At 58.0% G+C, this 24,627-nt stretch carries 18 protein-coding genes; 10 read left to right on the top strand and 8 right to left on the bottom strand.

The window, feature by feature from the left end:
• Positions 1-238: 238 nt before the first annotated feature.
• Genes gsiD through iaaA form a run of 5 tightly spaced genes read right to left on the bottom strand, consistent with a single transcriptional unit; the run spans position 239 to position 6,503 of the window.
• Complete coding sequence (gene gsiD / locus AC22LX_RS16280; RefSeq protein WP_045395003.1) at positions 239-1,150, bottom strand: glutathione ABC transporter permease GsiD; 912 nt, start codon at positions 1,148-1,150, stop codon at positions 239-241.
• 1 nt (position 1,151) lies between these two features.
• The gene (gene gsiC, locus AC22LX_RS16275) at positions 1,152-2,072 is read right to left on the bottom strand and encodes a glutathione ABC transporter permease GsiC (RefSeq protein WP_047078243.1); all 921 of its coding nucleotides are present in this window, start codon (positions 2,070-2,072) and stop codon (positions 1,152-1,154) included.
• A 46-nt stretch (positions 2,073-2,118) separates the two neighbouring features.
• Entirely contained in the window at positions 2,119-3,660 is a 1,542-nt protein-coding gene (gene gsiB / locus AC22LX_RS16270; protein WP_380379169.1) for a glutathione ABC transporter substrate-binding protein GsiB, read from the bottom strand.
• A 33-nt stretch (positions 3,661-3,693) separates the two neighbouring features.
• The gene (gsiA, locus tag AC22LX_RS16265) at positions 3,694-5,547 is read right to left on the bottom strand and encodes a glutathione ABC transporter ATP-binding protein GsiA (protein WP_045395007.1); all 1,854 of its coding nucleotides are present in this window, start codon (positions 5,545-5,547) and stop codon (positions 3,694-3,696) included.
• Between the two features lie 14 nt (positions 5,548-5,561).
• Entirely contained in the window at positions 5,562-6,503 is a 942-nt protein-coding gene (gene iaaA, locus AC22LX_RS16260; protein ID WP_045395009.1) for a beta-aspartyl-peptidase, read from the bottom strand.
• 179 nt (positions 6,504-6,682) lie between these two features.
• On the opposite strand from iaaA, the gene moeA reads away from it, so the two are divergent.
• The 6 genes from moeA to AC22LX_RS16230 all read left to right on the top strand — a co-directional run bounded on the left by moeA (position 6,683) and on the right by AC22LX_RS16230 (position 14,555).
• The gene (moeA, locus tag AC22LX_RS16255; RefSeq protein ID WP_289577085.1) at positions 6,683-7,918 is read left to right on the top strand and encodes a molybdopterin molybdotransferase MoeA; all 1,236 of its coding nucleotides are present in this window, start codon (positions 6,683-6,685) and stop codon (positions 7,916-7,918) included.
• Positions 7,918-8,673, top strand: coding sequence for a molybdopterin-synthase adenylyltransferase MoeB (gene moeB, locus AC22LX_RS16250; RefSeq protein WP_047064985.1), 756 nt, complete (start codon positions 7,918-7,920; stop codon positions 8,671-8,673). The genes moeA and moeB overlap by 1 nt, the downstream gene beginning before the upstream one ends.
• Positions 8,674-8,827: 154 nt before the next feature.
• Positions 8,828-9,727, top strand: a complete 900-nt coding sequence (locus AC22LX_RS16245) for a glycyl-radical enzyme activating protein (protein WP_032711275.1) — start codon at positions 8,828-8,830, stop codon at positions 9,725-9,727.
• Between the two features lie 3 nt (positions 9,728-9,730).
• On the top strand, positions 9,731-12,163 hold the full coding sequence (locus tag AC22LX_RS16240) for a formate C-acetyltransferase/glycerol dehydratase family glycyl radical enzyme (protein WP_213292678.1): 2,433 nt from the start codon (positions 9,731-9,733) through the stop codon (positions 12,161-12,163).
• Between the two features lie 170 nt (positions 12,164-12,333).
• The gene (locus AC22LX_RS16235) at positions 12,334-13,149 is read left to right on the top strand and encodes a Cof-type HAD-IIB family hydrolase (RefSeq protein ID WP_045395017.1); all 816 of its coding nucleotides are present in this window, start codon (positions 12,334-12,336) and stop codon (positions 13,147-13,149) included.
• 140 nt (positions 13,150-13,289) lie between these two features.
• Positions 13,290-14,555 carry a DUF1479 domain-containing protein gene (locus AC22LX_RS16230; protein ID WP_045395019.1) on the top strand — a complete coding sequence of 422 codons (1,266 nt, stop codon included), beginning with the start codon at positions 13,290-13,292 and terminating at the stop codon, positions 14,553-14,555.
• Here AC22LX_RS16230 and AC22LX_RS16225 read toward each other — a convergent pair.
• Entirely contained in the window at positions 14,552-15,625 is a 1,074-nt protein-coding gene (locus AC22LX_RS16225; RefSeq protein ID WP_487334094.1) for a LacI family DNA-binding transcriptional regulator, read from the bottom strand. The two genes, AC22LX_RS16230 and AC22LX_RS16225, sit on opposite strands and share 4 nt — an antisense overlap.
• A 296-nt stretch (positions 15,626-15,921) precedes the next feature.
• Between AC22LX_RS16225 and AC22LX_RS16220 the strand changes: the two genes are divergently transcribed.
• Together AC22LX_RS16220 and AC22LX_RS16215 are read left to right on the top strand one after the other, a co-directional pair.
• Positions 15,922-17,223 carry an MFS transporter gene (locus AC22LX_RS16220; protein ID WP_045374148.1) on the top strand — a complete coding sequence of 434 codons (1,302 nt, stop codon included), beginning with the start codon at positions 15,922-15,924 and terminating at the stop codon, positions 17,221-17,223.
• Between the two features lie 15 nt (positions 17,224-17,238).
• The gene (locus AC22LX_RS16215) at positions 17,239-19,602 is read left to right on the top strand and encodes a glycoside hydrolase family 31 protein (RefSeq protein ID WP_063447320.1); all 2,364 of its coding nucleotides are present in this window, start codon (positions 17,239-17,241) and stop codon (positions 19,600-19,602) included.
• A 513-nt stretch (positions 19,603-20,115) separates the two neighbouring features.
• Here AC22LX_RS16215 and AC22LX_RS16210 read toward each other — a convergent pair.
• Complete coding sequence (locus tag AC22LX_RS16210) at positions 20,116-21,708, bottom strand: ABC-F family ATPase (protein ID WP_015367567.1); 1,593 nt, start codon at positions 21,706-21,708, stop codon at positions 20,116-20,118.
• Between the two features lie 179 nt (positions 21,709-21,887).
• Between AC22LX_RS16210 and AC22LX_RS16205 the strand changes: the two genes are divergently transcribed.
• Positions 21,888-22,670 (top strand): tyrosine-protein phosphatase, encoded by a 783-nt coding sequence (locus tag AC22LX_RS16205; protein ID WP_047049100.1) that lies wholly within the window; start codon positions 21,888-21,890, stop codon positions 22,668-22,670.
• Positions 22,671-22,868: 198 nt separating this feature from the next.
• Positions 22,869-23,783, top strand: coding sequence for a L,D-transpeptidase (gene ldtB / locus AC22LX_RS16200; RefSeq protein WP_015367569.1), 915 nt, complete (start codon positions 22,869-22,871; stop codon positions 23,781-23,783).
• A gap of 83 nt (positions 23,784-23,866) precedes the next feature.
• Here the strand turns inward: ldtB and AC22LX_RS16195 are convergent, their stop codons facing one another.
• Entirely contained in the window at positions 23,867-24,583 is a 717-nt protein-coding gene (locus tag AC22LX_RS16195) for a GntR family transcriptional regulator (protein WP_045395027.1), read from the bottom strand.
• Positions 24,584-24,627: the final 44 nt, after the last annotated feature.

Here is a 24,627-nt window from a genome sequence, read left to right as displayed (position 1 = left end):
GGGATAAGTCGAAGGAACCACGAAGTGGCGATTTTGGCGGCCAGAGCCCGGGAGTACAGAGGGCGGCGGCGACTGGCCGCCCTCTGTGCGCTCCCTGCGCCATGAGAGCCATAACGCAGAAGAAATATCGGGAGCGCAATGTTCTCGGAAACAGCACAGGACAACCCTTTATCCTGGAGCGAAACGGCTGCAAGCCGATAACAGTATCTACCAACTTTGCTACCGCCGTGCTCGTCCCCTACCCCTTTATCTTCGGATCCAACGCATCGCGCAGGCCGTCGCCCAATAGATTAAACGCGAGCACCGTCAGGAAAATGGCGATCGCCGGGAATAACGCCACATGCGGCGCCATCACCATATCCGCGCGCGCTTCATTCAGCATCGCCCCCCACTCCGGCGTCGGCGGCTGCGCGCCAAGGCCGAGGAACGACAGGCTGGCGGCGGAGATAATCGACACGCCGATGCGCATGGTAAAATAGACCACGATCGACGATACCGTACCGGGCAAAATATGGTTGAACAGAATAGTCGTGTCGCTGGCGCCAATACTGCGCGCCGACTCAATAAACGTCTGCTGCTTCAGCACCAGCGTATTGCCGCGCACCAGGCGGGCGAACGCCGGAATTGAGAATATCGCCACCGCGATAATCACGTTGGCCATCCCGCTCCCCATCACCGCCACCACCGCAATCGCCAACAGAATGCCGGGGAAAGCAAACAGCACGTCGCAGATGCGCATGGTGATTCGGTCCCACCAACCTTCGTAGTACCCGGCCAGCAGGCCGAGCACGGTGCCAATCAGCGCGCCAATCAGCACCGCCAGTACCCCGGCGGCCAGCGAAATCTGCGCGCCGACCAGCACCCGGCTGAAAATATCGCGCCCCAGCGAATCGACGCCGAACCAGTGCACCATTGACGGCCCTTCGTTCAGGCGGTCGTAATCGAAATAGTTTTCCGCGTCATACGGCGCTATCCACGGCGCGATAATCGCGACGACAATCAGCAGCAGCACAAATATCCCCGCCGTCATCGCCACCGGCTGGCGACGAAAACGCCGCCAGAACTCATGCCACGGCGTGCGGATCTGTCCGGGCTTAACGCCCGGCATGGCGTTGATAACCGCTTCCCTTCTCCAGTTGAGCAATCGCACCTTACTTGTACCTGATAGCCGGGTTAATGGCGGCATACAACACGTCCACCACTAAGTTGATAAGAATGAACTCCAGCGAAAATAGCAGCACTTCCGCTTGAATCACCGGGTAGTCGCGCATCTCCACGGAATCGACCAGCAGTCGCCCAAGCCCCGGCCAGTTGAAGACCTTCTCCACCACAATGGAGCCGCCGAGCAGAAAACCGAACTGCAGACCCATCATGGTCACTACCGGGATCATCGCGTTGCGCAGACCATGCTTCAACACCACCAGCGTTTCGCTCACCCCTTTAGCCCGTGCGGTACGCATGTAATCCTCATGCAGCACGTCAACGAACGACGCGCGGGTAAAGCGCGCCATCACCGATGCCACCGCGGCGCCAAGGGTCAACGATGGCAGAATATAGTGCCGCCAGCTGTCGGCGCCGACCGTCGGCAGCCAGCCCAGCTCAACGGAAAAGACCTGCATCAGCAGCATGCCGAGAGCGAACGCCGGGAAGGAGATACCGGTTACCGCCAGCGCCATCCCCAGCCGATCCGGCCAGCGATTGCGCCACACCGCCGCGGCGATGCCCGCCGCCATGCCGAACAGCACCGCCCAGCTCATGCTGGCAAGCGTCAGCCACAGCGTCGGCATGAAGCGGCTGGCGATTTCGCTGGTCACCGGGCGGCGCGAAGCCATCGAGATACCGAAATCACCCTGCAATACATTGGTGATGTAGTGCCAGAACTGCACGTACAACGGCTGATCGAGCCCCAGCTGTTGGCGTACCATCGCCACCACCTGCGCATCGGCTTCCGGCCCGGCGATCAACCGCGCCGGATCGCCCGGCAGCATATGCACAAACAGGAACACCAGCACGGCGACGATAAACAGCGTCGGAATGAGCCCCAGCAGGCGCTTCAGAACGTAATTCAGCATCGTCCCCTCCCATTTCGGCAGAGGGAACGCGTGAGCATAAGCACTATCACTGCGTCAGATCCGCCTGCTCGAAGCTAAAACCGGTATCCGGCTGAATATAAAACCCGGTCAGGTTTTTGCTATGCGCCGACACCAACTTTTCTACCACCAGCGGCACCCACGGCGACTCTTTCCAGATAATGTCCTGCGCATCTTTATAGAGTTTGGTCTTCTGTTGCGCATCGGTCGTTTTCAGCGCCTCGCTCAGGTCTTTATCGACCTGCGGGTTGCTGTAAAACGCGGTGTTAAACAGGGTCGGCGGCCAGTTTTGTGAGGCGAAAAGCGGCGACAGCGCCCAGTCGGCTTCGCCAGTCGACGCTGACCAGCCGGTGTAGAACATCCGCACCCCGCTCTCTTTCTGCCCCTTGCCTTCAACCTGCGCCGCACGCTGTCCGGCATCCATCGCCGTCACCTGCGCTTTAATACCCACCTGCGCCAGCTGCTGCTGGGTAAACTGCAGCACCTTCTGCGCGGTGCTGTGATTATGCGATGACCACAGCGTGGTGCTGAAGCCGTTAGGGAAACCGGCTTCTTTCAGCAACTGACGGGCTTTCGCCGGGTCGTAAGGCCATGCGGTGAAAGTCTGAGCGTAGGCAATAGAAGGCGGCACGATGCCGGTCGCCGGGGTGGCGTATCCGGCAAACGCGACCTTAACCAGCGCCTGACGGTTAATCGCATAGTTAATGGCTTCCCGCACCTTAGGATTATCGAACGGCTTCTGCGTTACGTTCATGCTGATATAGCGCTGCATAATCGACGGGCTGGCCACCAGCTCCAGCTTGCTGTTTTTCGCCAGCAGCGGCGCCTGCTCGTAAGGGATCGGGAAGGCGAACTGCGCCTCGCCGGTCTGCAGCATCGCCGCACGGGTGTTATTATCGACTACCGGGCGCCAGGTAATGGAATCCAGCTTCGGCAGCCCCGGCTGCCAGTAACCGTCAAACTTGCTGACCTTGACGAAATCGGTCTGATTCCAGGTGTCGAGCTTATACGGCCCGGTACCTACCGGGTGGAAGCCAATCTCCTTGCCATATTTTTTCAGCGCCGCTGGCGAAATCATCGCCGTCGCCGGATGGGCAAGGATATTGATAAACGCCGAGAACGGTTGTTTGAGCGTGATTTTGACCGTCGTCGGATCCACCGCCTCGGTGCTGGCGATATTCTTGTACAGGTTATAGCGTTTGAGATGGTTATCCGGATTGCTGGCGCGGTCGAGATTCGCTTTCACCGCCTCGGCGTTAAAATCGGTGCCATCCTGGAATTTCACCCCGCTGTGCAGCTTGATGGTATACACCAGCCCATCCGCCGAAACGGTATAACTTTCCGCCAGCACGTTTTGCAGCTTCATCTCTTTATCAAGGCCGAACAGGCCTTGATAAAACGACTTCGCCACCGCCTGCGATAAGGTATCGTTCGCGTCATAGGGATCGAGGGTCGTGAAGTTGGAACCGACTGCCACTACCACATCTTTCGCGGCGAAGGCCGGCGTCGCCGCCAGCGCCGAGGCGATGCCAAGCGCCAGTAGCCATTTGCGTGTAACAGGTTGAGTCATGTTGTTATGCTCCTGCAAGAGTGCGTTAGGTTGTTATCGGCTCAGTACATCGGCGGGCTCGCGGGCGACATAATGCCCCGGCGCTACCAGCTGTAACGGCGCGCTGTCGATTTCTTCTCCCGGTTTATAGATATTCCCCGGCAACTCGTCAGAGAGCAATACGCGCTGCGGTTGACGATGCGCCGGATCGGCGACCGGCACCGCCGCCATCAGTTTACGGGTGTAAGGATGCTGCGGGTTCTCAAACACGGCGCGACGCGGGCCAATCTCCACAATCCGCCCGCGATACATCACCGCTACGCGGTGGCTGATGCGCTCCACCACCGCCATGTCATGGGAAATAAACAGAAATGCGATGCCCATTTCACGCTGTAAATCGAGCAGCAGATTAATAATCTGCGCGCGAATCGACACGTCCAGCGCCGACACCGACTCATCGGCGATCACCACTTTCGGATTGAGCGCCAGCGCACGGGCGATACAGATACGCTGCCGCTGGCCGCCGGAAAACTCATGCGGATAACGCCACGCGTGTTCCGCCTCCAGCCCCACGCGCTGCAACAGCCAGCCGACGCGTTCGCGAGCCGCGTCTCCCTCCAGCAGACCATGCACGCGCAGCGGCTCCATAATGGAATACCCGACCGTCTGCCGCGGATCGAGCGAGGCGTAAGGATCCTGAAAAATAAACTGAATATCGCGACGCAGCGTCTGCAGTTTGCCGCCGGACAGCGCATCAATACGCTGGCCGTTAAAGGTGATGCTGCCGCCCTGCGCTTCCACCAGCCGCAGCAGCGCCCGCCCGGTAGTCGATTTACCGCAGCCTGATTCGCCGACCAGCGACAGCGTTTCGCCCGGCCACAGATCGAAACTCACTTTTTCCACCGCGTGTACTTCGCGGGTGACGCGGTTGAGAATACCGCCGCGGATCGGGAAACGCGCGACCAAATCGCGCACCTGTAAAATCGGTTTGCCGGCGACCACGGTATTCTGTTCCGGCTGCTGGGTCACACCGTCGTTGAGCAGCGGGAAGCGCCGCGGTAAATCGCTGCCGCGCATTGAGCCGAGCTTCGGCACCGCCGCCAATAGCGCCCGGGTATAAGGGTGCTGCGGGGCGCGAAAAATATCGTCGACGCGCCCGCTTTCTACCGCTTCGCCGCGATACATCACCAGCACGCGATCGGCGATCTCCGCCACCACGCCCATATCGTGAGTGATAAACATCACCCCCATCGCCATCTCTTTTTGCAGCGCGGCGATAAGCTGCAGGATCTGCGCCTGAATCGTGACGTCCAGCGCGGTGGTGGGTTCATCGGCAATCAGTACCGCCGGGCGACACGATAACGCCATGGCGATCATCACCCGCTGGCGCATGCCGCCGGAAAGCTGATGCGGATAGCGTGAAAGCATCGCTGCCGCTTCCGGAATGCGCACCCGCTCGAGCATCTTTTTGGCTTCCCGCAGCGCCTCGTCACGCCGTAGCCCCTGATGGAGACGGATAGATTCGGCAATCTGTTCGCCGATGGTGAATACCGGGTTCAGCGAGGTCATCGGCTCCTGAAAAATCATCGCCACGTCCGCGCCGCGAACCTGACGCATCTGCCCCGCCGTTTGTGCATTAATATCAATCACCTGACGGTTGCGTCGACGTAGCAGCAACGCCTCGCTGCTGACCTCGCTGACCGCCTCGTCGAGCAGGCGCATCAGCGCAAGGGCGGTCACTGATTTTCCGGAACCGGACTCGCCGACGATAGCCAGCGTCTCGCCGCGGCGAAGGCTGAACGACAGGTTACGCACCGCGGAAACGCGCTGCCGCTGCTGGCTAAAGGCGACGTTAAGATCGCGTACCACCAGCACATCGTCTTCATCAATTTCATGACTTTGCGGCAAGCTCGCTTCTCCTTTTATTCGCGATAAATTCCAATCGTCGGCGTATCGCCCGCATAACACCACGCCCGGTACATACCTTCGCTATTGAAAGGCAGCACGACATTCCCCTCGCGGTCCACGGCGATAAGGCCCCCGCTGCCGCCCAGCGCCGGCAGTTTTTCCTGCACCACCCGCTCGCAGGCCTCAAACAGGCTGAGGTTGCCGTACTCCATCAACGCTGAAATGTCGTAAGCGGCGAGTGTGCGCATGAAGACTTCGCCGGTGCCGGTGCAGGAGACCGCGACGCTGGCGTTATTGGCGTAGCAGCCCGCGCCCGGCAGCGGGCTGTCGCCGACGCGACCGGGCAGTTTATTGGTCATTCCGCCGGTGGAGGTCGCCGCCGCCAGATTACCGGCCAGGTCCAGCGCCACCGCGCCAACGGTCCCCATTTTGTGGCGTTCGTCGAGCGGCGCGGCATGGTGGTCGAGAATAATCTCGCCGCCCTCTTTCGACTGCTGCAACTGCAGAAGCCGCTCGGTGGTAGAAAATAACTCGTTTTCAACCAGCGCCATCCCGCGCGAGGCGGCAAACTTTTCCGCCCCTTCGCCGATAAGCAGCACGTGCGGACTTTCTTCCAGCACCATACGCGCCGCCAGCACCGGGTTACGCAGATGCTTTACGCCCGCGACCGCGCCAGCCTGCAGGCTATAGCCATCCATCACGCAGGCATCCAGTTCGTGCGTTTGATCGTGGGTAAACACGGAACCTATTCCAGCGTTAAATAGCGGGCACTCTTCCAGCAGACGTACCGCTTCGGTCACCGCATCCAGTGCGCTGGCGCCTGCTGCCAGCATTTTTTGTCCGCTATCGACGATGGCCGACAGCGCGGCTACATACTCGCGTTCGCGCTCCGGCGACATCTGCGCTCGGCTAATTGCGCCGGCGCCGCCGTGGATTGCTATTACCGCCTTACCCATTCGATCTTTCCTTTGCCATAAACTCTATAGATATCATTATACTGACTAACCTTTTATACATTTTTTGAATATAGAAAGAGCATCCGGTGATGTAAAGCCTCGTACCGCAGTGGCATACAGTCGCCGGCGCTTTTCTGCCATAATAGGCGTTTTCGACGTTTTGCCAGCAGGAGTAACCCATGGATTTTACCGCCGGACTGATGCCGCTCGACACAGCCCTGACTCAGATGCTCGACCGTATTTCGCCGCTGCAGGCCACGGAGACCCTGCCGCTGCTGCAGGCCTTTTCGCGCGTGACCGCCCATGATGTCGTTTCGCCGCTGGACGTACCCGGTTTTGATAATTCGGCGATGGACGGCTATGCCGTGCGCCTGGCCGATGTCGCCGACGGCGCGGCGCTGCCGGTTGCCGGTAAGGCCTTTGCCGGCCAACCGTTCCACGATACCTGGCCGGCGGGCACCTGTATCCGCATCATGACCGGCGCGCCGGTGCCTGAAGGCTGCGACGCCGTGGTTATGCAGGAAGAAACGGAACAAAGCGATGCGGGCGTGCGCTTCATCGCGCCGGTGAAAGCCGGGCAAAATATACGCCGTCGCGGCGAAGATATCGCCAACGGCGCGGTAGTATTCCCGGCAGGGACTCGTCTTACCGTTGCGGAACTGCCGGTGCTGGCGTCGCTGGGCATAGCTGAAGTTGAGGTGCTGCGTAAAGTGCGCGTCGCGGTCTTCTCGACCGGCGATGAGCTCCAGCTGCCAGGCCAACCGCTCGGCGACGGCCAGATCTATGATACCAACCGCCTGGCGGTACATTTGATGCTCGAACAGCTGGGCTGCGAGGTGATCAACCTCGGTATTATTCCTGACGATCCGGCGAAACTGCGCGACGCCTTTATCGCCGCCGACCAGCAGGCAGATGTAGTGATCAGTTCCGGCGGCGTCTCCGTGGGCGAAGCCGATTACACCAAAACCATCCTCGAAGAACTGGGCGAGATCGGCTTCTGGAAGCTGGCGATTAAGCCGGGTAAACCGTTCGCCTTCGGTAAGCTCAGCAACAGCTGGTTCTGCGGCCTGCCGGGCAACCCGGTTTCCGCCACCTTAACCTTCTATCAACTGGTTCAGCCGCTGCTGGCCAAGCTCTCCGGCAACCGCGGCCAAACCCAGCCGATGCGTCTGCGCGTGCGCGCCGCCAGCCGGTTGAAAAAATCGCCGGGCCGCCTCGACTTCCAGCGCGGCGTGCTGCAGCGCAATCCGGAAGGCGAACTGGTGGTGAGCACCACCGGGCATCAGGGTTCGCACATTTTCAGCTCATTCAGCCTCGGTAACTGCTTTATCGTACTGGAGCGCGAACGCGGCAACGTCGAAGCGGGCGAATGGGTCGAAGTCGAGCCCTTTAATCATCTGTTTGGGGGGCTGTAATGGCCGTTGAGCTGAGCGACGAGGAGATGCTGCGCTATAACCGGCAGATCGTGCTGCGGGGGTTTGATTTCGACGGTCAGGAGCGGCTAAAAGCCGCTCGCGTACTGGTCGTCGGCCTCGGCGGGCTCGGCTGTGCCGCCGCTCAATATCTGGCGGCGGCCGGGGTGGGTCAGCTCACGCTCGTCGATTTCGATACCGTTTCGTTATCCAATCTACAACGCCAGACGCTGCACAGCGACGCGACCATCGGCCAGCCGAAGGTCGATTCCGCCCGCGATGCGCTGGCGCGCATTAACCCGCACGTTCGGCTGGCCGCCATCAATGCAATGCTGGATGACGCGGCGCTGGCAACGCAGATTGCCGATCACCATCTGGTACTGGACTGTACCGACAACGTTGCTATTCGCAATCAGCTTAACGCCGGCTGCTTCCAGCACAAAACCCCGCTGGTCTCCGGCGCGGCGATTCGTATGGAAGGGCAAATCAGCGTCTTTACCTATCAGGACGGCGAGCCATGCTATCGCTGCCTGAGCCGCCTGTTCGGCGAAAACGCCCTCACCTGCGTCGAAGCCGGGGTGATGGCGCCGCTGGTCGGCACTATCGGTTCGCTGCAGGCCATGGAGGCGATTAAACTGTTGACCGGTTACGGCACCCCCGCCAGGGGAAAAATCGTGATGTATGACGCGATGACCTGCCAGTTTCGCGAAATGAAGCTGATGCGCCACCCCCAATGCGAGGTGTGTGGTTCACGCTAATTCCAGCCGCCGGCGAGGCAGGTCGCCGGTTATTTTGTGAACCACGCCGTTCTTTTTCTCCCATCTCTACTACCCACTCTGATTGTTGATTTGCGTCAATATAACTTTCATTCGAAAGTTATTTAATCTTCATATGCAAATAAGAGGGTAAATCATGATCTTCAACATCCAGCGCTACTCCACCCATGACGGCCCGGGGATCCGTACCGTCGTATTCCTTAAAGGCTGTTCGCTGGGCTGCCGTTGGTGTCAGAACCCGGAAAGCCGCGCCCGCAGCGAAGACCTGCTGTACGACGCGCGGCTGTGTCTTGACGGCTGCGAGCTGTGTCAGCAGGCGGCGCCGGAGGTGATTACCCGTACTCTGGACGGCCTGATTATCCATCGGCAAAACGTCAACGACGACCATATCGCCGCGCTACGCGACTGCTGCCCCACTACCGCGCTGACGGTCTGCGGCGAGGAAAAAAGCGTGGCGGAAATTATGGCGACGGTGCTGCGTGATAAACCATTTTACGATCGCAGCGGCGGCGGCATCACCCTTTCCGGCGGCGAGCCCTTTATGAACCCGACGCTGGCGCAGGCGCTGTTCGAAGCCAGCCATCAGGCGGGCATTCACACCGCCGTGGAAACCTGCCTGCACGTACCGTGGAAGTACATTGAACCCTCTTTACCGTTTGTCGATCTGTTTCTGGCCGACCTGAAGCACGTCGATGACGCCGTCTTCCAGCAGTGGACCGACGGCAGCGCCCGCCGGGTGCTGGATAACCTGCAGCGCCTGGCGCAGGCAGGGAAAAAAATCATCATTCGCGTCCCATTAATTCAGGGATTTAACGCCAGCGAAGCCGACATTACCGCGATTACCGATTTTGCCGCCGACCGTCTTCAGGTCAGCGAAATCCATTTCCTGCCGTACCACACGCTGGGAATGAATAAATACCAACTACTCAGTCAGCCCTATACCGCACCGGACAAACCGCTGGCCGCTCCAGAGCTGCTGGCCTTTGCGCAGCAGTACGCGCAAAGCAAAGGTTTAACGGCGACCCTACGAGGATAACTTATGACCACCTTAAAACTGGATACTCTGAGCGCCCGCATTCAGGCGCATAAAATGGCGCTGGTGCATATCGTTAAGCCGCCGGTTTGTACCGAGCGCGCCCAACACTATACCGCCGCCTATCAGCAACATCTCGATAAACCGATCCCGGTACGTCGCGCGCTGGCGCTGGCTCATCACCTGGCGGAACGCACTATCTGGATCAAGCACGATGAGCTGATCGTCGGCAACCAGGCCAGCGAAGTTCGCGCCGCGCCGATTTTCCCGGAATATACCGTCAGCTGGATTGAGAAAGAGATCGACGATCTCGCCGACCGTCCGGGCGCCGGCTTCTCGGTCAGCGAAGAGAATAAGCGCGTATTACATGAAGTGTGCCCATGGTGGCGCGGGCAGACCGTTCAGGACCGTTGCTACGGCATGTTTACCGATGAACAAAAAGCGCTGCTCGCTACCGGTATTATCAAAGCCGAAGGTAACATGACTTCCGGCGATGCCCACCTGGCGGTCAACTATCCGCTGCTGCTGGAAAAAGGGCTCGACGGCATGCGCGCGAAGGTCGCTGAACGCCGCTCGCGTATTAATCTGACGGTGCTGGAAGATCTGCACGGCGAACAGTTCCTGAAGGCGATCGATATCGTGCTCGCGGCAGTGAGCGAACACTGCAAACGCTTCGCTACGCTGGCGCGCGACATGGCGGCACAGGAGCCGCGCGAACTGCGCCGCGACGAGCTGCTGGCGATCGCCGAAAACTGTGAAATTATCGCCCACGAGCCGCCGAAAACCTTCTGGCAGGCGCTGCAGCTCTGCTACTTCATTCAGTTGATCCTGCAGATTGAATCCAACGGCCACTCGGTCTCTTTTGGCCGCATGGACCAGTACCTCTATCCATACTACCGCCGCGACGTTGAACTGCAGCCATCGTTGGATCGCGAACAGGCCATTGAGCTGCTGCATTGCTGCTGGCTGAAGCTGCTGGAGGTCAACAAAATTCGCTCAGGCTCGCATTCCAAAGCTTCCGCTGGTAGCCCGCTGTACCAGAACGTCACCATCGGCGGGCAAAATCTGGTCGACGGTCAACCGCAGGACGCCGTCAACCCGCTGTCGTACGCGATCCTCGAATCCTGCGGCCGCCTGCGCTCTACCCAACCGAACCTCAGCGTGCGTTACCACGCCGGGATGAGCAACGACTTCCTCGACGCCTGCGTTCAGGTGATCCGCTGCGGTTTCGGCATGCCGGCGTTTAATAACGATGAAATCGTCATCCCGGAATTTATCAAGCTCGGCATTGAGCCGCAGGACGCCTACGATTACGCCGCTATCGGCTGTATCGAAACCGCGGTCGGCGGCAAATGGGGCTATCGCTGCACCGGCATGAGCTTTATTAACTTCGCGCGGGTGATGCTAGCGACGCTGGAAGGCGGCCGCGATGCCACCAGCGGCCAGGTATTCCTTGCCCAGCAACATGCGCTATCGAAAGGTAACTTCGCTAACTTCGACCAGGTGCTGGAAGACTGGGACACCCAGATCCGCTACTACACCCGTAAATCCATCGAGATTGAGTACGTTGTCGATACCATGCTGGAAGAGAACGTCCACGATATTCTTTGCTCAGCATTAGTCGATGACTGCATCGAACGGGCGAAAAGCATCAAGCAAGGCGGCGCGAAATATGACTGGGTTTCCGGCCTGCAGGTCGGGATTGCCAACCTCGGCAACAGCCTGGCGGCGGTGAAAAAACTGGTCTTCGATCAGGGCGTCATCGGCCAGCAGGAGCTGGCGAAGGCGCTGGCGGAAGATTTTGCCGGCCTGACCCACGAGCAGTTACGTCAGCGCTTGATCAACGGCGCGCCGAAGTACGGTAACGACGACGACAGCGTCGACATTCTGCTGGCCCGCGCCTATCAGACCTATATCGACGAGCTGAAGCAGTACCATAACCCGCGTTACGGCCGCGGCCCGATTGGCGGTAACTATTACGCCGGTACGTCGTCTATCTCCGCTAACGTCCCGTTCGGCGCGCAGACCATGGCGACGCCGGATGGCCGCAAAGCGCACGCGCCGCTAGCGGAAGGGGCCAGCCCGGCCTCCGGTACCGATCACCTGGGGCCAACGGCGGTTATCAGTTCGGTAGGTAAATTGCCGACCGGCGCGATCCTCGGCGGCGTGCTGCTCAACCAGAAGCTGAATCCTGCCACGCTGGAGAACGAGTCTGATAAGCAGAAGCTGATGGTGCTGCTGCGCACCTTCTTCGAGGTGCATAAAGGCTGGCATATCCAGTACAACATCGTGTCACGCGAAACGCTGCTGGAAGCCAAGAAACACCCTGACCAGTACCGCGATTTAGTGGTCCGCGTCGCCGGATACTCGGCGTTCTTCACCGCCCTGTCGCCGGATACCCAGGACGACATCATCGCCCGTACCGAGCATACGTTGTAAGGAAAATACCCGGCCGGCGCTGCGCTGAGCCGGGTTACTGCTTCCATGCCCGGTAGCTACGCTGACGGGCATGCTGATGAATAGGTAACTTTCATTCGAAATAAATTTGTGCTCCCCATCACATTGTAATTAGAATGTTACTGGTCGAAGTTAAGCCAGGAGCACCTCTTATGACCGTTAAAGTTATCGTCACCGATATGGACGGAACTTTTCTCAATGACGCCAAGCAGTATGACCGCCCGCGTTTCCTCGCGCAGTTTGCGCAGCTTAAACAGCAAGGTATTGAATTTGTTGTCGCCAGCGGCAACCAGTACTATCAGCTGATCTCATTTTTCCCGGAAATTCGCGAGCAGATTTCATTCGTCGCAGAAAACGGCGCTCTGGTTTACGAGCATGGCAAACAGTTGTTCCACGGCGAACTGACCCGTCACGAGTCGCAGGTGGTGATTGGCGAACTGCTGAAAGATCCGCAGCTCAACTTTGTCGCCTGCGGCCTGCAAAGCGCATACGTGAGCGATAAAGCCCCGGACGCTTTTGTTGAGCTGATGTCGAAGCACTACCATCGTCTGCAGCGGGTAAGCGATTACCATCGCATCGACGATACGCTATTCAAATTCTCCCTCAACCTGCCTGATAGCGATATCCCACAGCTTATCGATAAATTGCACGTCTCGCTGGATGGGATCATGAAGCCGGTCACCAGCGGCTTTGGCTTTGTCGATTTGATTATCCCCGGCCTGCATAAAGCCAACGGCATCAGCCGCCTGCTCAAACGCTGGAACCTTTCGCCGCAGCAATGCGTAGCAATTGGCGACAGCGGCAATGACGCCGAAATGTTAAAACTGGTGAAATATGCTTTTGCTATGGCCAACGCTGCCGACAGCATCAAAGCCATCGCCGGTTTCACCACCGATGACAATAACCACGACGGCGCGTTGAAGGTGATTCAGGCCGTTCTCGATAAGACCTCCCCTTTCAACGACTGATCCTGTGCCGGGGCATCAATCCCCGGCTTTTCCATTTTGTGCGCCGCTGCATAATTTTAAACTTGCATTAACTTTAATTTAACTTAAATTAACGTTTGTAAGATTTAATACTTTCGAATGAAAGATACAGCGAGGTGATTATGGCTGCTCTCCCTACCCACGAAACATTACCTGCCGACCATAAAGCGGCGATTTGCCAGATGAAACAGGCCCTACGCGCGCAAATCGGCGACGTTCAGGCAGTGTTCAATAAACTCTCGGCGCGTATCAGCGAGCGCCTGGACGAGATTAACGCCCTGAAAGCCGCAGGCCAGGAGGTCTGGCCGACGATCCCGTTTAGCGATATCGCCCAGGGTAAAGTGAGCGATGCGCAGCGCGAGGCGATTAAGCGCCGCGGTTGCGCGGTTATCAAAGGCCACTACCCGCGCGAACAGGCGCTGGCCTGGGATAACGCGATGCTGGAATACCTGGATCTGAACCATTTCGACGACGTTTACAAAGGGCCTGGCGACAGCTTCTTCGGCTCGCTGGAGGCTTCGCGCCCGGAGATCTATCCGATCTACTGGTCGCCCTCGCAAATGCAGGCGCGCCAGAGCGATGAAATGGCGGCGGTACAATCCTTCCTTAACCGCCTGTGGCGCTTCGAACAGGACGGCAAACGCTGGTTCGATCCGGATGTCAGCGTGATTTACCCTGACCGTATCCGCCGCCGCCCGCCGGGAACCACGTCAAAGGGGCTGGGCGCGCATACCGATTCCGGGGCGCTCGAGCGCTGGCTGCTTCCCGCCTATCAGCAGGTTTTCGCCAACGTCTTTAATGGCAATATCGACGCCTACGATCCGTGGGACGCGGCGCACCGTACCGAAGTGGAAGAGTACACCGTCGATAACACCACCAAATGTTCGGTGTTCCGCACCTTCCAGGGCTGGACGGCGCTGTCGGACATGATCCCCGGTCAAGGGCTACTGCACGTGGTGCCGATCCCGGAGGCGATGGCTTACGTACTGCTGCGTCCGCTGCTGGATGATGTGCCGGAAGATGAACTGTGCGGCGTCGCGCCGGGCAAGGTGTTGCCTATCTCTGAGCAATGGCATCCTTTGCTCATCAAAGCGCTAAGCTCGATTCCCGCTCTAAATGCCGGTGATTCCGTCTGGTGGCACTGCGATGTCATTCACTCGGTCGCGCCGGTGGAAAATCAACAGGGCTGGGGCAACGTCATGTACATCCCAGCCGCGCCGATGTGCGAGAAGAATCTTGCCTATGCGCAGAAGGTAAAAATCGCCCTGGAAAAAGGCGCCTCGCCGGGGGATTTCCCGCGTGAAGATTACGAATGCGACTGGCAGGCGCGCTTCACCGTGGCCGATCTTAACGATCACGGCAAACGCGCATTGGGCATGAAGATCTAATCATCATACAGACCTTGCTGTTCTACGGCGGTATGGCTCTTGCCAGGCCGGATCCGCCGCACCGAATCGCGTACCACCAGGGCGCCGTGCAGCAGCAGCGAGCCGTGCGGCGCTTCCGGGCGCAGCAGACGCTGCTGCAAAAGATGCACCGCCTCGCTGCCGAGCTCATCCCGCGGCACATGAATCGCCGTTAGCGGCACGTCCTGAATCGCCGCCAGATTAAAACCGTCGATACTCATCACCGAGACATCCTGCGGCACCCGCAGGCCTCGTTTTTGCAGCGCGCTGACGGTACCTGCGGCCATAAAATCGCCGCCCACCAGGAACGCCGTCAGTATCGGGCGCCCCTGTAAAGCGTCGAGCCAGGCCCCGACCTGCTCTTCCGTTTCTCGGGCGCTAAAGTTGGCGACGCTAATCAGGTCGCGGCTACCGGTAAACCGCAGGTTGCGCGCGCGCCATGCCTCTTTAATACCCACCAGCCGTAGCTCCATGGTATAGCGGCGCAGGCACATCACGTTCATTACCGCCTGATGGCCCATATCAAACAGATAACGAGCGGCGCACTGGCCAATCAGCCGATGGTCAGGCGCAATGGAGGGGAGACGCATCCCTTCATCCCGGCAGTTAATTAATACACAAGGTTTGCCAAGATCCGCCGCCAGCGCGTGGATATGCCGATCGTCGATCCCCAGCAACACCGCCGCCTGGGTATCGGTCTCGTTCATGCGGGCCAGAAACAGATTGGCGTCGCTGTCGTTTTCTTCCAGCGCGCAATAGCGCAGACGCACTTCATGCGGCGCCAGCGCGTTATTGATACTCTGGATGACGCGGTAGTAGAAGATATCTGAGCGTTCGTCGAAGGCCCGCTGCGGCGCAAAAATCAGCAGATTATTCAACAGTAGCCGCCCGGCGGCCAATCCCTGCATCACCCCCAGTTCGCGGGCGCAGGCCAATACCGCCTGACGGGCCTTTTCGCTGGTATTCGCTTTTCCGGCTAAGACGCGCGAAACCGTACTGGCTGAGAGCCCGGTGCGGGCGGCAATTTCGGCGACTCGCAGCTTTTTATCCATTATGTGATCCAGCTCCAATTCAAAAATGAAAGAATTTTCATAGTCGCCAAACCCTGATCAACAAGCAAATACTCCGGCAAATTATGAGAACTACGTCATCTCATGAAAAATTTTGCATAAATAGCGCTACTGCCCGCCGCCTTTCTCCCTTATTTTGAATTGGTCCAATATCTTCCATACTAGTTATACCAATAGATATTGAAATAAAAACAAATAATTCAAATGGTTAGAACTATTACGTGACGACTCAGCGGCTGAAGCGTCACTTCCCCCTACAACGTCTTGTGGAGAGTTCTATGAGTCAAGGCCTCAACAATGATATGGCAGTCAGCAAAACGCGTCGGGTGGTGAAAAACCTGCGCTGGTGGGTGCTGGTGCTGTTTTTACTTGGCGTCACCGTCAACTACATCACACGCAACTCGCTGGGGATTATTGCCCCGGAACTGAAAGCCACTCTCGGTATTACCACCGAGCAATATTCGTGGATCGTCGGCGCATTTCAGCTGGCTTATACCATCTTTCAACCGCTGTGCGGCTGGCTTATCGACGTCATCGGGCTCAAGCTGGGCTTTATGGTTTGCGCCACATTGTGGGCAGTAGCCTGTATCGCGCACGCCGGAGCAGGCAGCTGGCTGCATCTGGCTATTTTACGCTTCTTTATGGGCGGCGCGGAGGCGGCCGCCACCCCGGCTAACGCTAAAACCATCGGCGAGTGGTTCCCGAAATCCGAACGGCCGATCGCCGCCGGCTGGGCTGGCGTCGGCTTTTCTATCGGCGCAATGCTGGCGCCGCCTATCATCTATTTCGCCCACGCTTCCTTCGGCTGGCAGGGCGCGTTTATGTTTACCGGCGTGCTGGCGCTGCTGTGGGTCGTGCTGTGGTGGGCGTTCTATCAGAGCCCGGAAAAACACCCGAATCTCAGCCAAAGCGAGCTGGAGTACATCAAGCAGGATAACGAAGCGCCGCCGGTGAAGCTGCCCTTTTTTACCGCGCTAAAAACCGTCTCGAAGAACAAACGTTTCTACGGTATCGCCATCCCCGCTTTTATGGCCGAGCCCGCCTGGGCGGTGCTGAGCTTCTGGGTGCCGCTGTACCTGGCGAAAGAGCACGGTATGGATCTTAAACAGATAGCGATGTTCGCCTGGCTGCCGTTCCTCGCCGCCGATCTTGGCAGCGTGGTCAGCGGCTACCTCACCCGCCTGTACGTCCGTTGGTTCGGCTGTACGCGAGTCAACTCGGTCATCGCCAGTTCCGTTACCGGCGCGTTTCTGATGATCTCGCTGGCGCTGGTCGCTATTACCCGCGATCCCTATATCACCATCATCCTGATCTCCATTGGCGGTTTCGGCCACCAGATCATCTCCTGCATGCTCAGCGCGCTGGTGGTGGAGTCTTTCGACAAGGGACAAATGGCGACGGTCAACGGTATGCGCGGTTCCGCGGCATGGATCGCCAGCTTCCTGTTCTCATTATTAATCGGGGTGACCGCCGACAAAATCGGCTTCAACCCGCTGTTTATCGCCATGGGGTTCTTTGACCTGATTGGCGCCGTTTTCCTGGTGGCATTTATTGCTGAACGTCGCGCCAAGCGCGCCTGAGAGTGGATGTAAAATATGAAGACGTTGAAACACTGGAGTTTGCACCAACAGCTGGAGCATCACGTTGAATTGACCGTTGATGGTCAGCACACTTTGTGTCTGTACGTGCTGGAAGAGAATTTATTCCGCGTCCTGCTGAAGCGCCAGGGCCAACTGGCGCTGGATCGCACCTGGAGTATCGCCCCGCAGCAGGATGTGCCGTGGGAAGGCCGCGCGCGGGATGACCTCAGCGGTTTTAGCCTCCCGGCCTGGCAGATGACCAAAGAAGATGACGCGCTGACCATCGCCACCAGCCAGCTGCGCGTCACCGTCCACCAGCCGCTTTGGCTGGAGTGGAGCTATCGCGACGACGCCGGCGAGTGGCGGACGCTCGCCAATGACCGCCCAACCAGCGCCTATCTGGCAAATGCCCACGGGGATGGCGTCGCCCATTATCTCAGCCGTCGTAAAGATGAGCGTTTCTATGGTCTGGGTGAAAAGGCCGGCGACCTGCAGCGTAACGGTAAGCGCTACGAAATGCGTAACCTCGATGCTATGGGCTACAACGCCGTCAGCACAGACCCGCTGTATAAACATATTCCGTTTACCATCACGCAGCGCAGCGATATCAGCTACGGCCTGTTCTATGACAACCTGAGCAGCTGCTGGCTGGATCTGGGTAACGAAATCGACAACTACCACACCGCCTATCGCCGCTGGCAGGCGGAAGCCGGCGACATCGATTATTACCTGTTTACCGGTCAGCAAGTGCTGGATGTGACCAAGGCGTTCGTCCGTCTGACCGGTAAAACCCTCTTTGGGCCAAAATGGAGCCTCGGCTACAGCGGCTCAACGATGCACTATACTGACGCGCCGGATGCGCAAAATCAGCTGATGAATTTTATCCGCCTGTGCGAGCAGCACGCGATCCCCTGTGATTCGTTCCAGCTCTCTTCCGGCTATACCTCAATCAACGGCAAGCGCTACGTCTTTAACTGGAACTACGACAAGGTGCCGCAGCCAAAAGTGATGAGCCGGTCGTTCCACGATGCCGGGCTGAAACTGGCTGCCAATATCAAACCGTGCCTGCTGCAGGATCACCCGCGCTATGGCGAAGTGGCGGAACGCGGCCTGTTTATTCGCGATTCGCAAACCGATGCGCCGGAGCGCTCCAGCTTCTGGGACGATGAAGGTTCGCATCTCGACTTCACCAACCCGCACACCGTGGCCTGGTGGCAGGAAGGCGTAACCACCCAGCTACTGGAGATGGGTATCGATTCGACCTGGAACGATAACAACGAATATGAGGTATGGGACGGCGAAGCCCGCTGCTACGGCTTTGGCCGCGAAATCGCCATTAAGCATATTCGTCCGGTGATGCCGCTATTGATGATGCGCGCCTCGCTGGAAGCGCAGCAGCGCTTTGCGCCGCAAAAGCGCCCGTATCTGATCTCCCGCTCCGGCTGCGCCGGGATGCAGCGCTACGTACAGACCTGGAGCGGCGACAACCGCACCAACTGGGATACGCTGCGCTATAACACCCGAATGGGATTAGGGATGAGTCTCTCCGGGTTGTTTAACGTCGGCCATGACGTCGGCGGTTTCTCCGGCGATAAACCCGAGCCAGAACTGTTCGTTCGCTGGGTGCAAAACGGCGTGATGCATCCGCGCTTTACCATTCACTCGTGGAATGACGATCAGACGGTCAATGAACCCTGGATGTACCCGGAAATCACCCCGGCGATCCGCTCAGCCATCGAGCTGCGCTACCGTCTGCTGCCCTATTTGTACACCCTGTTATGGCAGGCGCATGCCGATGACGAACCCATGCTGCGCCCGACCTTCCTCGATCACCAGCACGATACCCAGACCTTCGCCGAGTGTGATGACTTCATGCTGGGGCGCGATCTGCTGGTAGCAAGCGTGGTCGAGCCCGGCGCCCGTCAGCGCCAGCTGTGGCTGCCCGATAATCAGGACGGCTGGTACGATTTTTACAGCCACCAGTGGTTTGCCGGCGGTCAGTGGGTAACGCTGGACGCGCCGCTGGAAAAACTGCCGCTGCTGGTCCGCGCCGGCGCCGGTCTGCCGCTCAGTGAACGTATCAGCCACGTCGATGCGCAAAAAGACGATCGTCGCGAACTGCAGTTGTTCCCGCTGAAAGGTACCGGCTCAACCCGCGGTCTGTTGTTTGAAGACGACGGCGAAAGCTGGGGCTATAAAGAGGGGGATGCGCTATGGCTGGAGTGGGAAATGACCTGCAGCGCCAACAGCATAAACCTGAATATCAATGCTCGCGGCAACTATCGCCCGGCTTGGAAAGCGCTGAAGCTGTCATTACCGGCGGGAGAAAAACGGCAACTGCTGGTGAATGGCGTCGAAGGAACGGAGTGGATGCTCTGACCAAGGCCCGCTGAAACCGCCGGTATTGGTGACCTCGAAATCCCCGGTGGCGCTACCGCTTACCGGGGCTACAACACTGTGCGGTTTGGTCGCCCCGGTAACGGACAGTTTCAGAAGCCATGGGTACAAGATAGAGATCTTAAGCACACAATGGCACGGACCGTAGGCCGGATAAGGCGCAGCCGCCATCCGGCGCAAACAACACTGTGCGGTTTGGTCGCCCCGGTAACGGACAGTTTCAGAAGCCATGGGTACAAGATAGAGACCTTAAGCTTACAATGGCACGGACCGTAGGCCGGATAAGGCGCAGCCGCCATCCGGCGCAAACAACACTGTGCGGTTTGGTCGCCCCGATAACGGACAGTTTCAGAAGCCATGGGTACAAGATAGAGACCTTAAGCTCACAATGGCAAGGACCGTAGGTCGGGTAAGGCGTTAGCCGCCACCCGACAAAAAACGGCACCTCGTATTACCCGGGTAAGGCGCAGCCGCTACCCGGGTAACGGAGAGGGATTACTCGATACCTTTACTGCGCAGGTAATCTTCGTAGTTGCCGCTGAAATCGATTACGCGTTCTGGGGTGATCTCCAGTACGCGAGTCGCCAGCGAGCTAACGAACTCACGGTCGTGAGAAACGAAAATCAGGGTGCCCTGATACATTTCCAGCGCCATGTTCAGCGATTCGATCGATTCCATATCCAGGTGGTTAGTCGGTTCATCCATCACCAGGATGTTCGGTTTCTGCATCATCAGCTTACCGAACAGCATGCGACCTTTCTCGCCACCGGAGAGGACTTTCGCCGGCTTTTTGATATCGTCCTGGCTAAACAGCAGACGACCGAGGATACTGCGTACCGCCTGCTCGTCATCGCCTTCCTGTTTCCACTGGCTCATCCAGTCAAAGACCGTCAGGTCATTCTCGAAATCTTCGGCATGATCCTGCGCGTAGTAGCCGATACGGGCGTTTTCGGACCACTTAACGGTACCGTTGTCCGCTTCCAGTTCGCCAACCAGCGTTTTCAGCATCGTTGATTTACCGACGCCGTTGGTCCCCAGTACCGCCAGCTTTTCGCCGACTTCCAGCAGCAGATTAACCCCTTTGAACAGCGGGCCGTTATCAAAACCTTTCGCCAGCGCTTCCACTTCCAGCGCGTTACGGAACAGTTTCTTATCCTGTTCGAAGCGAATGAACGGGTTCTGACGGCTGGAGGCTTTCACTTCATCCAGCTTAATTTTATCAATCTGACGAGCGCGAGAGGTCGCCTGACGCGATTTTGAAGCGTTGGCGCTAAAGCGGCTAACAAAGGCCTGCAGGTCGGCAATTTGCGCTTTCTTCTTGGCGTTATCGGCCAGCAGACGCTCACGCGCCTGGGTCGCCGCAGTCATATATTCGTCATAGTTGCCCGGATACACGCGCAGTTCGCCGTAATCGAGATCCGCCATATGGGTGCAGACCATGTTCAGGAAGTGACGGTCGTGCGAAATGATGATCATGGTGCTGTCACGTTCGTTCAGCACCTGCTCCAGCCAGCGAATAGTATCGATGTCGAGGTTGTTCGTCGGTTCATCGAGCAGCAGGATATCCGGATTGGAGAACAGCGCCTGCGCCAGCAGGACACGCAATTTCCAGCCCGGCGCGACTTCGCTCATCGGGCCGTAATGTTGCTCCACCGGAATACCGACGCCGAGCAGCAGTTCGCCGGCGCGCGCTTCGGCGGAGTAACCGTCCATCTCGCCGTATTTTACTTCCAGGTCGGCCACTTTATAGCCGTCTTCCTCGCTCATTTCCGGCAGCGCGTAGATGCGATCGCGCTCTTGCTTCACTTCCCACAGCTCGCCGTGGCCCATGATAACCGTATCCAGCACGGTGAACTCTTCGAAGGCGAACTGATCCTGGCGCAGCTTACCGATGCGCTCGTTCGGGTCGAGAGACACGTTGCCCAGCGTCGGCTCAAGATCGCCGCCGAGGATCTTCATAAACGTGGATTTGCCGCTGCCGTTGGCGCCAATCAGGCCGTAGCGGTTGCCGCCGCCAAATTTGACGGAGATGTTTTCAAACAGCGGCTTACTGCCAAACTGCATGGTGACGTTGCTGGATACTAGCACGAGGATATCCTGAAAATAGAGAATTAGGGATGTGATGAACCAGACATTATGCCAGCAAATGGTTCACTTTTCACGGACTGCGGTAAAAAGCCCGCCAATAACTATGCTATGGTCAGGGTTTTACCGCAAAATGACCGATTGCTAAGACATAATAATTATCCGCAATTCAGAGGGAATTTATGACCACCCGCACCAGCCATCCTGCATTTATCTCGCTTCAAGGCGGCATCAACTTTCGCGACCTCGGCGGTCAACGCGCGGCCGATGGCCGGCGCGTACGTTCTGGCAAACTGCTGCGCTCGGGTTCGCTGCACAACATGACGCCGGAGGATCTCAATCATCTCAGCGCTATTCCGCTGAGCCGGGTGCTGGATTATCGCGATCCGACAGAGGTCAATCGCAGCCCTGACCGGCTAAATAGCGAGGCCTTCTACCTCAACGCTCCGGCCAATCCGCTTTCCAGCAGCGTCAATGCGAAAGTCACCGAGTTTAACGCCGCGACCCTCAACACCATGGACGGCGAGCAGTTTATGCTACAGCTCTACCGTCAGTTGCCGTTTGATAACGCCGCCTATCGCCAGTTGACTCAGTGGTTGATGGAACCTTTCGACGGCGCGCTACTGCAGCACTGCGCGGTTGGTAAAGACCGTACCGGCGTCGGCTGCGCCCTAACGTTGTTCGCGCTCGGCTGCGATAGCAATACGGTCATGGAAGAGTATCTGCTGACCCAGGGGATGCTGGCGCAGGTCGAAGGATTCCTGCTCGACACCTTCGGCGAAGGCCTTAATGATAACGGACGTAAAAATCTCGCCGCCATCATGACCGTCCAGGAGTCGTATCTGGCGACCGCGTTGTCCAGCATTGAACAACGTTACGGTCATGTCGACCGCTGGCTGGAGCAGGAATATCGCCTGACGCCGCAGGCGCGCGAAGCGTTACAGTCGCGGCTGCTGGAAGATTAATCCACGTTTCGATAACCAGACAATTCGCCGTGAAAGCGGCGCGTTGCGCACTACACTAGTAGCAACAGGAAAAAATTGTGATTTCGTACACATCTGATTTACCTGTTTATCGGAAAGCACATATAATGCGCTCCCATCTACTATCTGAATATCTAACAAGGCCCGTGTGGCGTTGACACCGCGCACGACATGAAGAATATGAAATTATCGACACTCTTAGCGGCAGCCTTCGCCATCGTGGGCTTTTGCAACACAGCTTCAGCTGTTACCTATCCTCTGCCGACCGACGGCAGCCGTCTGATTGGCCAGAACCAGGTCATTACTATTCCAGACGATAATAAACAGCCGTTGGAATATTTCGCTGCCAAATACCAGATGGGTCTGTCCAACATGCTGGAAGCGAACCCGGGCGTGGATACCTACCTGCCGAAAGGCGGCACCGTGCTGAATATTCCGCAACAGCTGATTCTGCCGGACACCGTGCATGAAGGTATCGTCATCAACAGCGCCGAGATGCGTCTGTACTACTACCCGAAAGGCACCAATACCGTGATCGTACTGCCGATCGGTATCGGCCAGTTGGGCAAAGATACGCCGATCAACTGGACGACCAAAGTTGAACGTAAGAAAGCGGGCCCGACCTGGACCCCGACGGCGAAAATGCACGCCGAATACGCCGCGGAAGGCAACCCGCTGCCGGCAGTCGTGCCAGCAGGCCCGGATAACCCGATGGGCCTGTACGCGCTGTATATCGGTCGTCTGTACGCTATCCACGGTACCAACGCCAACTTTGGTATCGGCCTGCGCGTGAGCCACGGCTGCGTGCGTCTGCGTAACGAAGACATCAAATTCCTGTTTGAGAACGTGCCGGTCGGCACCCGCGTGCAGTTTATCGATGAGCCGGTGAAAGCCACTACCGAACCGGATGGCAGCCGCTACGTCGAAGTACACAACCCGCTGTCGACCACCGAAGCGCAGTTCAAAGGCGGCGAAATCGTGCCTATCAGCCTGACTCAGGCCGTGCAGTCGGTGACCAGCCAGCCTGACGTTGACCAGAGCGTAATGGATCAGGCGATCCAGAACCGTTCAGGGATGCCGGTGCGCCTGAACTAATTTCAGCTAGCACATGAAAACGGCGGGCCAGGTGCCCGCCGTTTTTTTATCTGCTCGCAGCGCCAGCAGGGCAAATCTTCCCGCTAGCCGTTATTGACCAGAATGACCCCGCCATGATCGTAGCGGTAGTGGCAGTGCGCGTACTCCAGCGGCGTACCATCTTCCAGATAAATCACCTGCTCAACCTCCAGCACCGGATCGGTCGGCTCGCAGTTAAGATGTAATTTATCCAGATCATCCGGCTTCTTCGCCCGCACCACCCGATAAGACCCCATCAGCTTCAGCCCCAGCGTCTCCTGCACGTAACGAAACACCGAACTCTGCAGATGGCTTTTATTGAGCCCCGGCACCAGCGCCACCGGCATTACCGTAAGATCCAGCGAGACCGGCTCGCCGTTAAGCAACCGCAGGCGGACGAAGTCATACACCGGCGCATCGGCGTCGATCAGCAGCGAACTTTGCTCCTTCTCGCTGGGAAAACGCAGCTCAAAGCGCAGCACTTCGCTTTGCACCTCGCCAAGATGCTCCCAGGTTTTAGTGGCGCCAAAATAGTCGCTGCCGGGCAGTTCCCACTGCGATAGCTGGAGGAAATTTTTCCGTACAAAGGTACCCTGACCTTTGCGGGTGTAGATAAGACCCTCGACAATCAGCTGACGCATTGCCTGCTGGATGGTCATCCGGCTGGTATTGAACTCTGCCGCCAGCGCAAACTGGTCGGGTAACGGCGCGCTGGCAGGATACTGCTGGCTAATGATCCGCTTTTTTATTTCCCGCGCGATATTAAGATACTTCGCCGTCATTCTCCGATCCTTTAACATTTTGTGAATGGCTGGCGGGCGGCATA

The organism is Klebsiella sp. PK01, from assembly GCF_057624675.1.
The sequence above is the reverse complement of the archived record's forward strand: the minus strand, read 5'-3'. Positions and strand labels throughout refer to the sequence as shown.

Excerpts from the sequence above, each read along its gene's own strand:
- gsiC (WP_047078243.1), bottom strand. The coding sequence starts at position 2,072 with ATGCTGAATTACGTTCTGAAGCGCCTGCTGGGGCTCATTCCGACGCTG.
- gsiB (WP_380379169.1), bottom strand. The coding sequence starts at position 3,660 with ATGACTCAACCTGTTACACGCAAATGGCTACTGGCGCTTGGCATCGCC.
- iaaA (WP_045395009.1), bottom strand. The coding sequence starts at position 6,503 with ATGGGTAAGGCGGTAATAGCAATCCACGGCGGCGCCGGCGCAATTAGC.
- moeA (WP_289577085.1), top strand. The coding sequence starts at position 6,683 with ATGGATTTTACCGCCGGACTGATGCCGCTCGACACAGCCCTGACTCAG.
- moeB (WP_047064985.1), top strand. The coding sequence starts at position 7,918 with ATGGCCGTTGAGCTGAGCGACGAGGAGATGCTGCGCTATAACCGGCAG.
- AC22LX_RS16245 (WP_032711275.1), top strand. The coding sequence starts at position 8,828 with ATGATCTTCAACATCCAGCGCTACTCCACCCATGACGGCCCGGGGATC.
- AC22LX_RS16240 (WP_213292678.1), top strand. The coding sequence starts at position 9,731 with ATGACCACCTTAAAACTGGATACTCTGAGCGCCCGCATTCAGGCGCAT.
- AC22LX_RS16235 (WP_045395017.1), top strand. The coding sequence starts at position 12,334 with ATGACCGTTAAAGTTATCGTCACCGATATGGACGGAACTTTTCTCAAT.
- AC22LX_RS16230 (WP_045395019.1), top strand. The coding sequence starts at position 13,290 with ATGGCTGCTCTCCCTACCCACGAAACATTACCTGCCGACCATAAAGCG.
- AC22LX_RS16225 (WP_487334094.1), bottom strand. The coding sequence starts at position 15,625 with ATGGATAAAAAGCTGCGAGTCGCCGAAATTGCCGCCCGCACCGGGCTC.
- AC22LX_RS16220 (WP_045374148.1), top strand. The coding sequence starts at position 15,922 with ATGAGTCAAGGCCTCAACAATGATATGGCAGTCAGCAAAACGCGTCGG.
- AC22LX_RS16215 (WP_063447320.1), top strand. The coding sequence starts at position 17,239 with ATGAAGACGTTGAAACACTGGAGTTTGCACCAACAGCTGGAGCATCAC.
- AC22LX_RS16205 (WP_047049100.1), top strand. The coding sequence starts at position 21,888 with ATGACCACCCGCACCAGCCATCCTGCATTTATCTCGCTTCAAGGCGGC.
- ldtB (WP_015367569.1), top strand. The coding sequence starts at position 22,869 with ATGAAATTATCGACACTCTTAGCGGCAGCCTTCGCCATCGTGGGCTTT.
- AC22LX_RS16195 (WP_045395027.1), bottom strand. The coding sequence starts at position 24,583 with ATGACGGCGAAGTATCTTAATATCGCGCGGGAAATAAAAAAGCGGATC.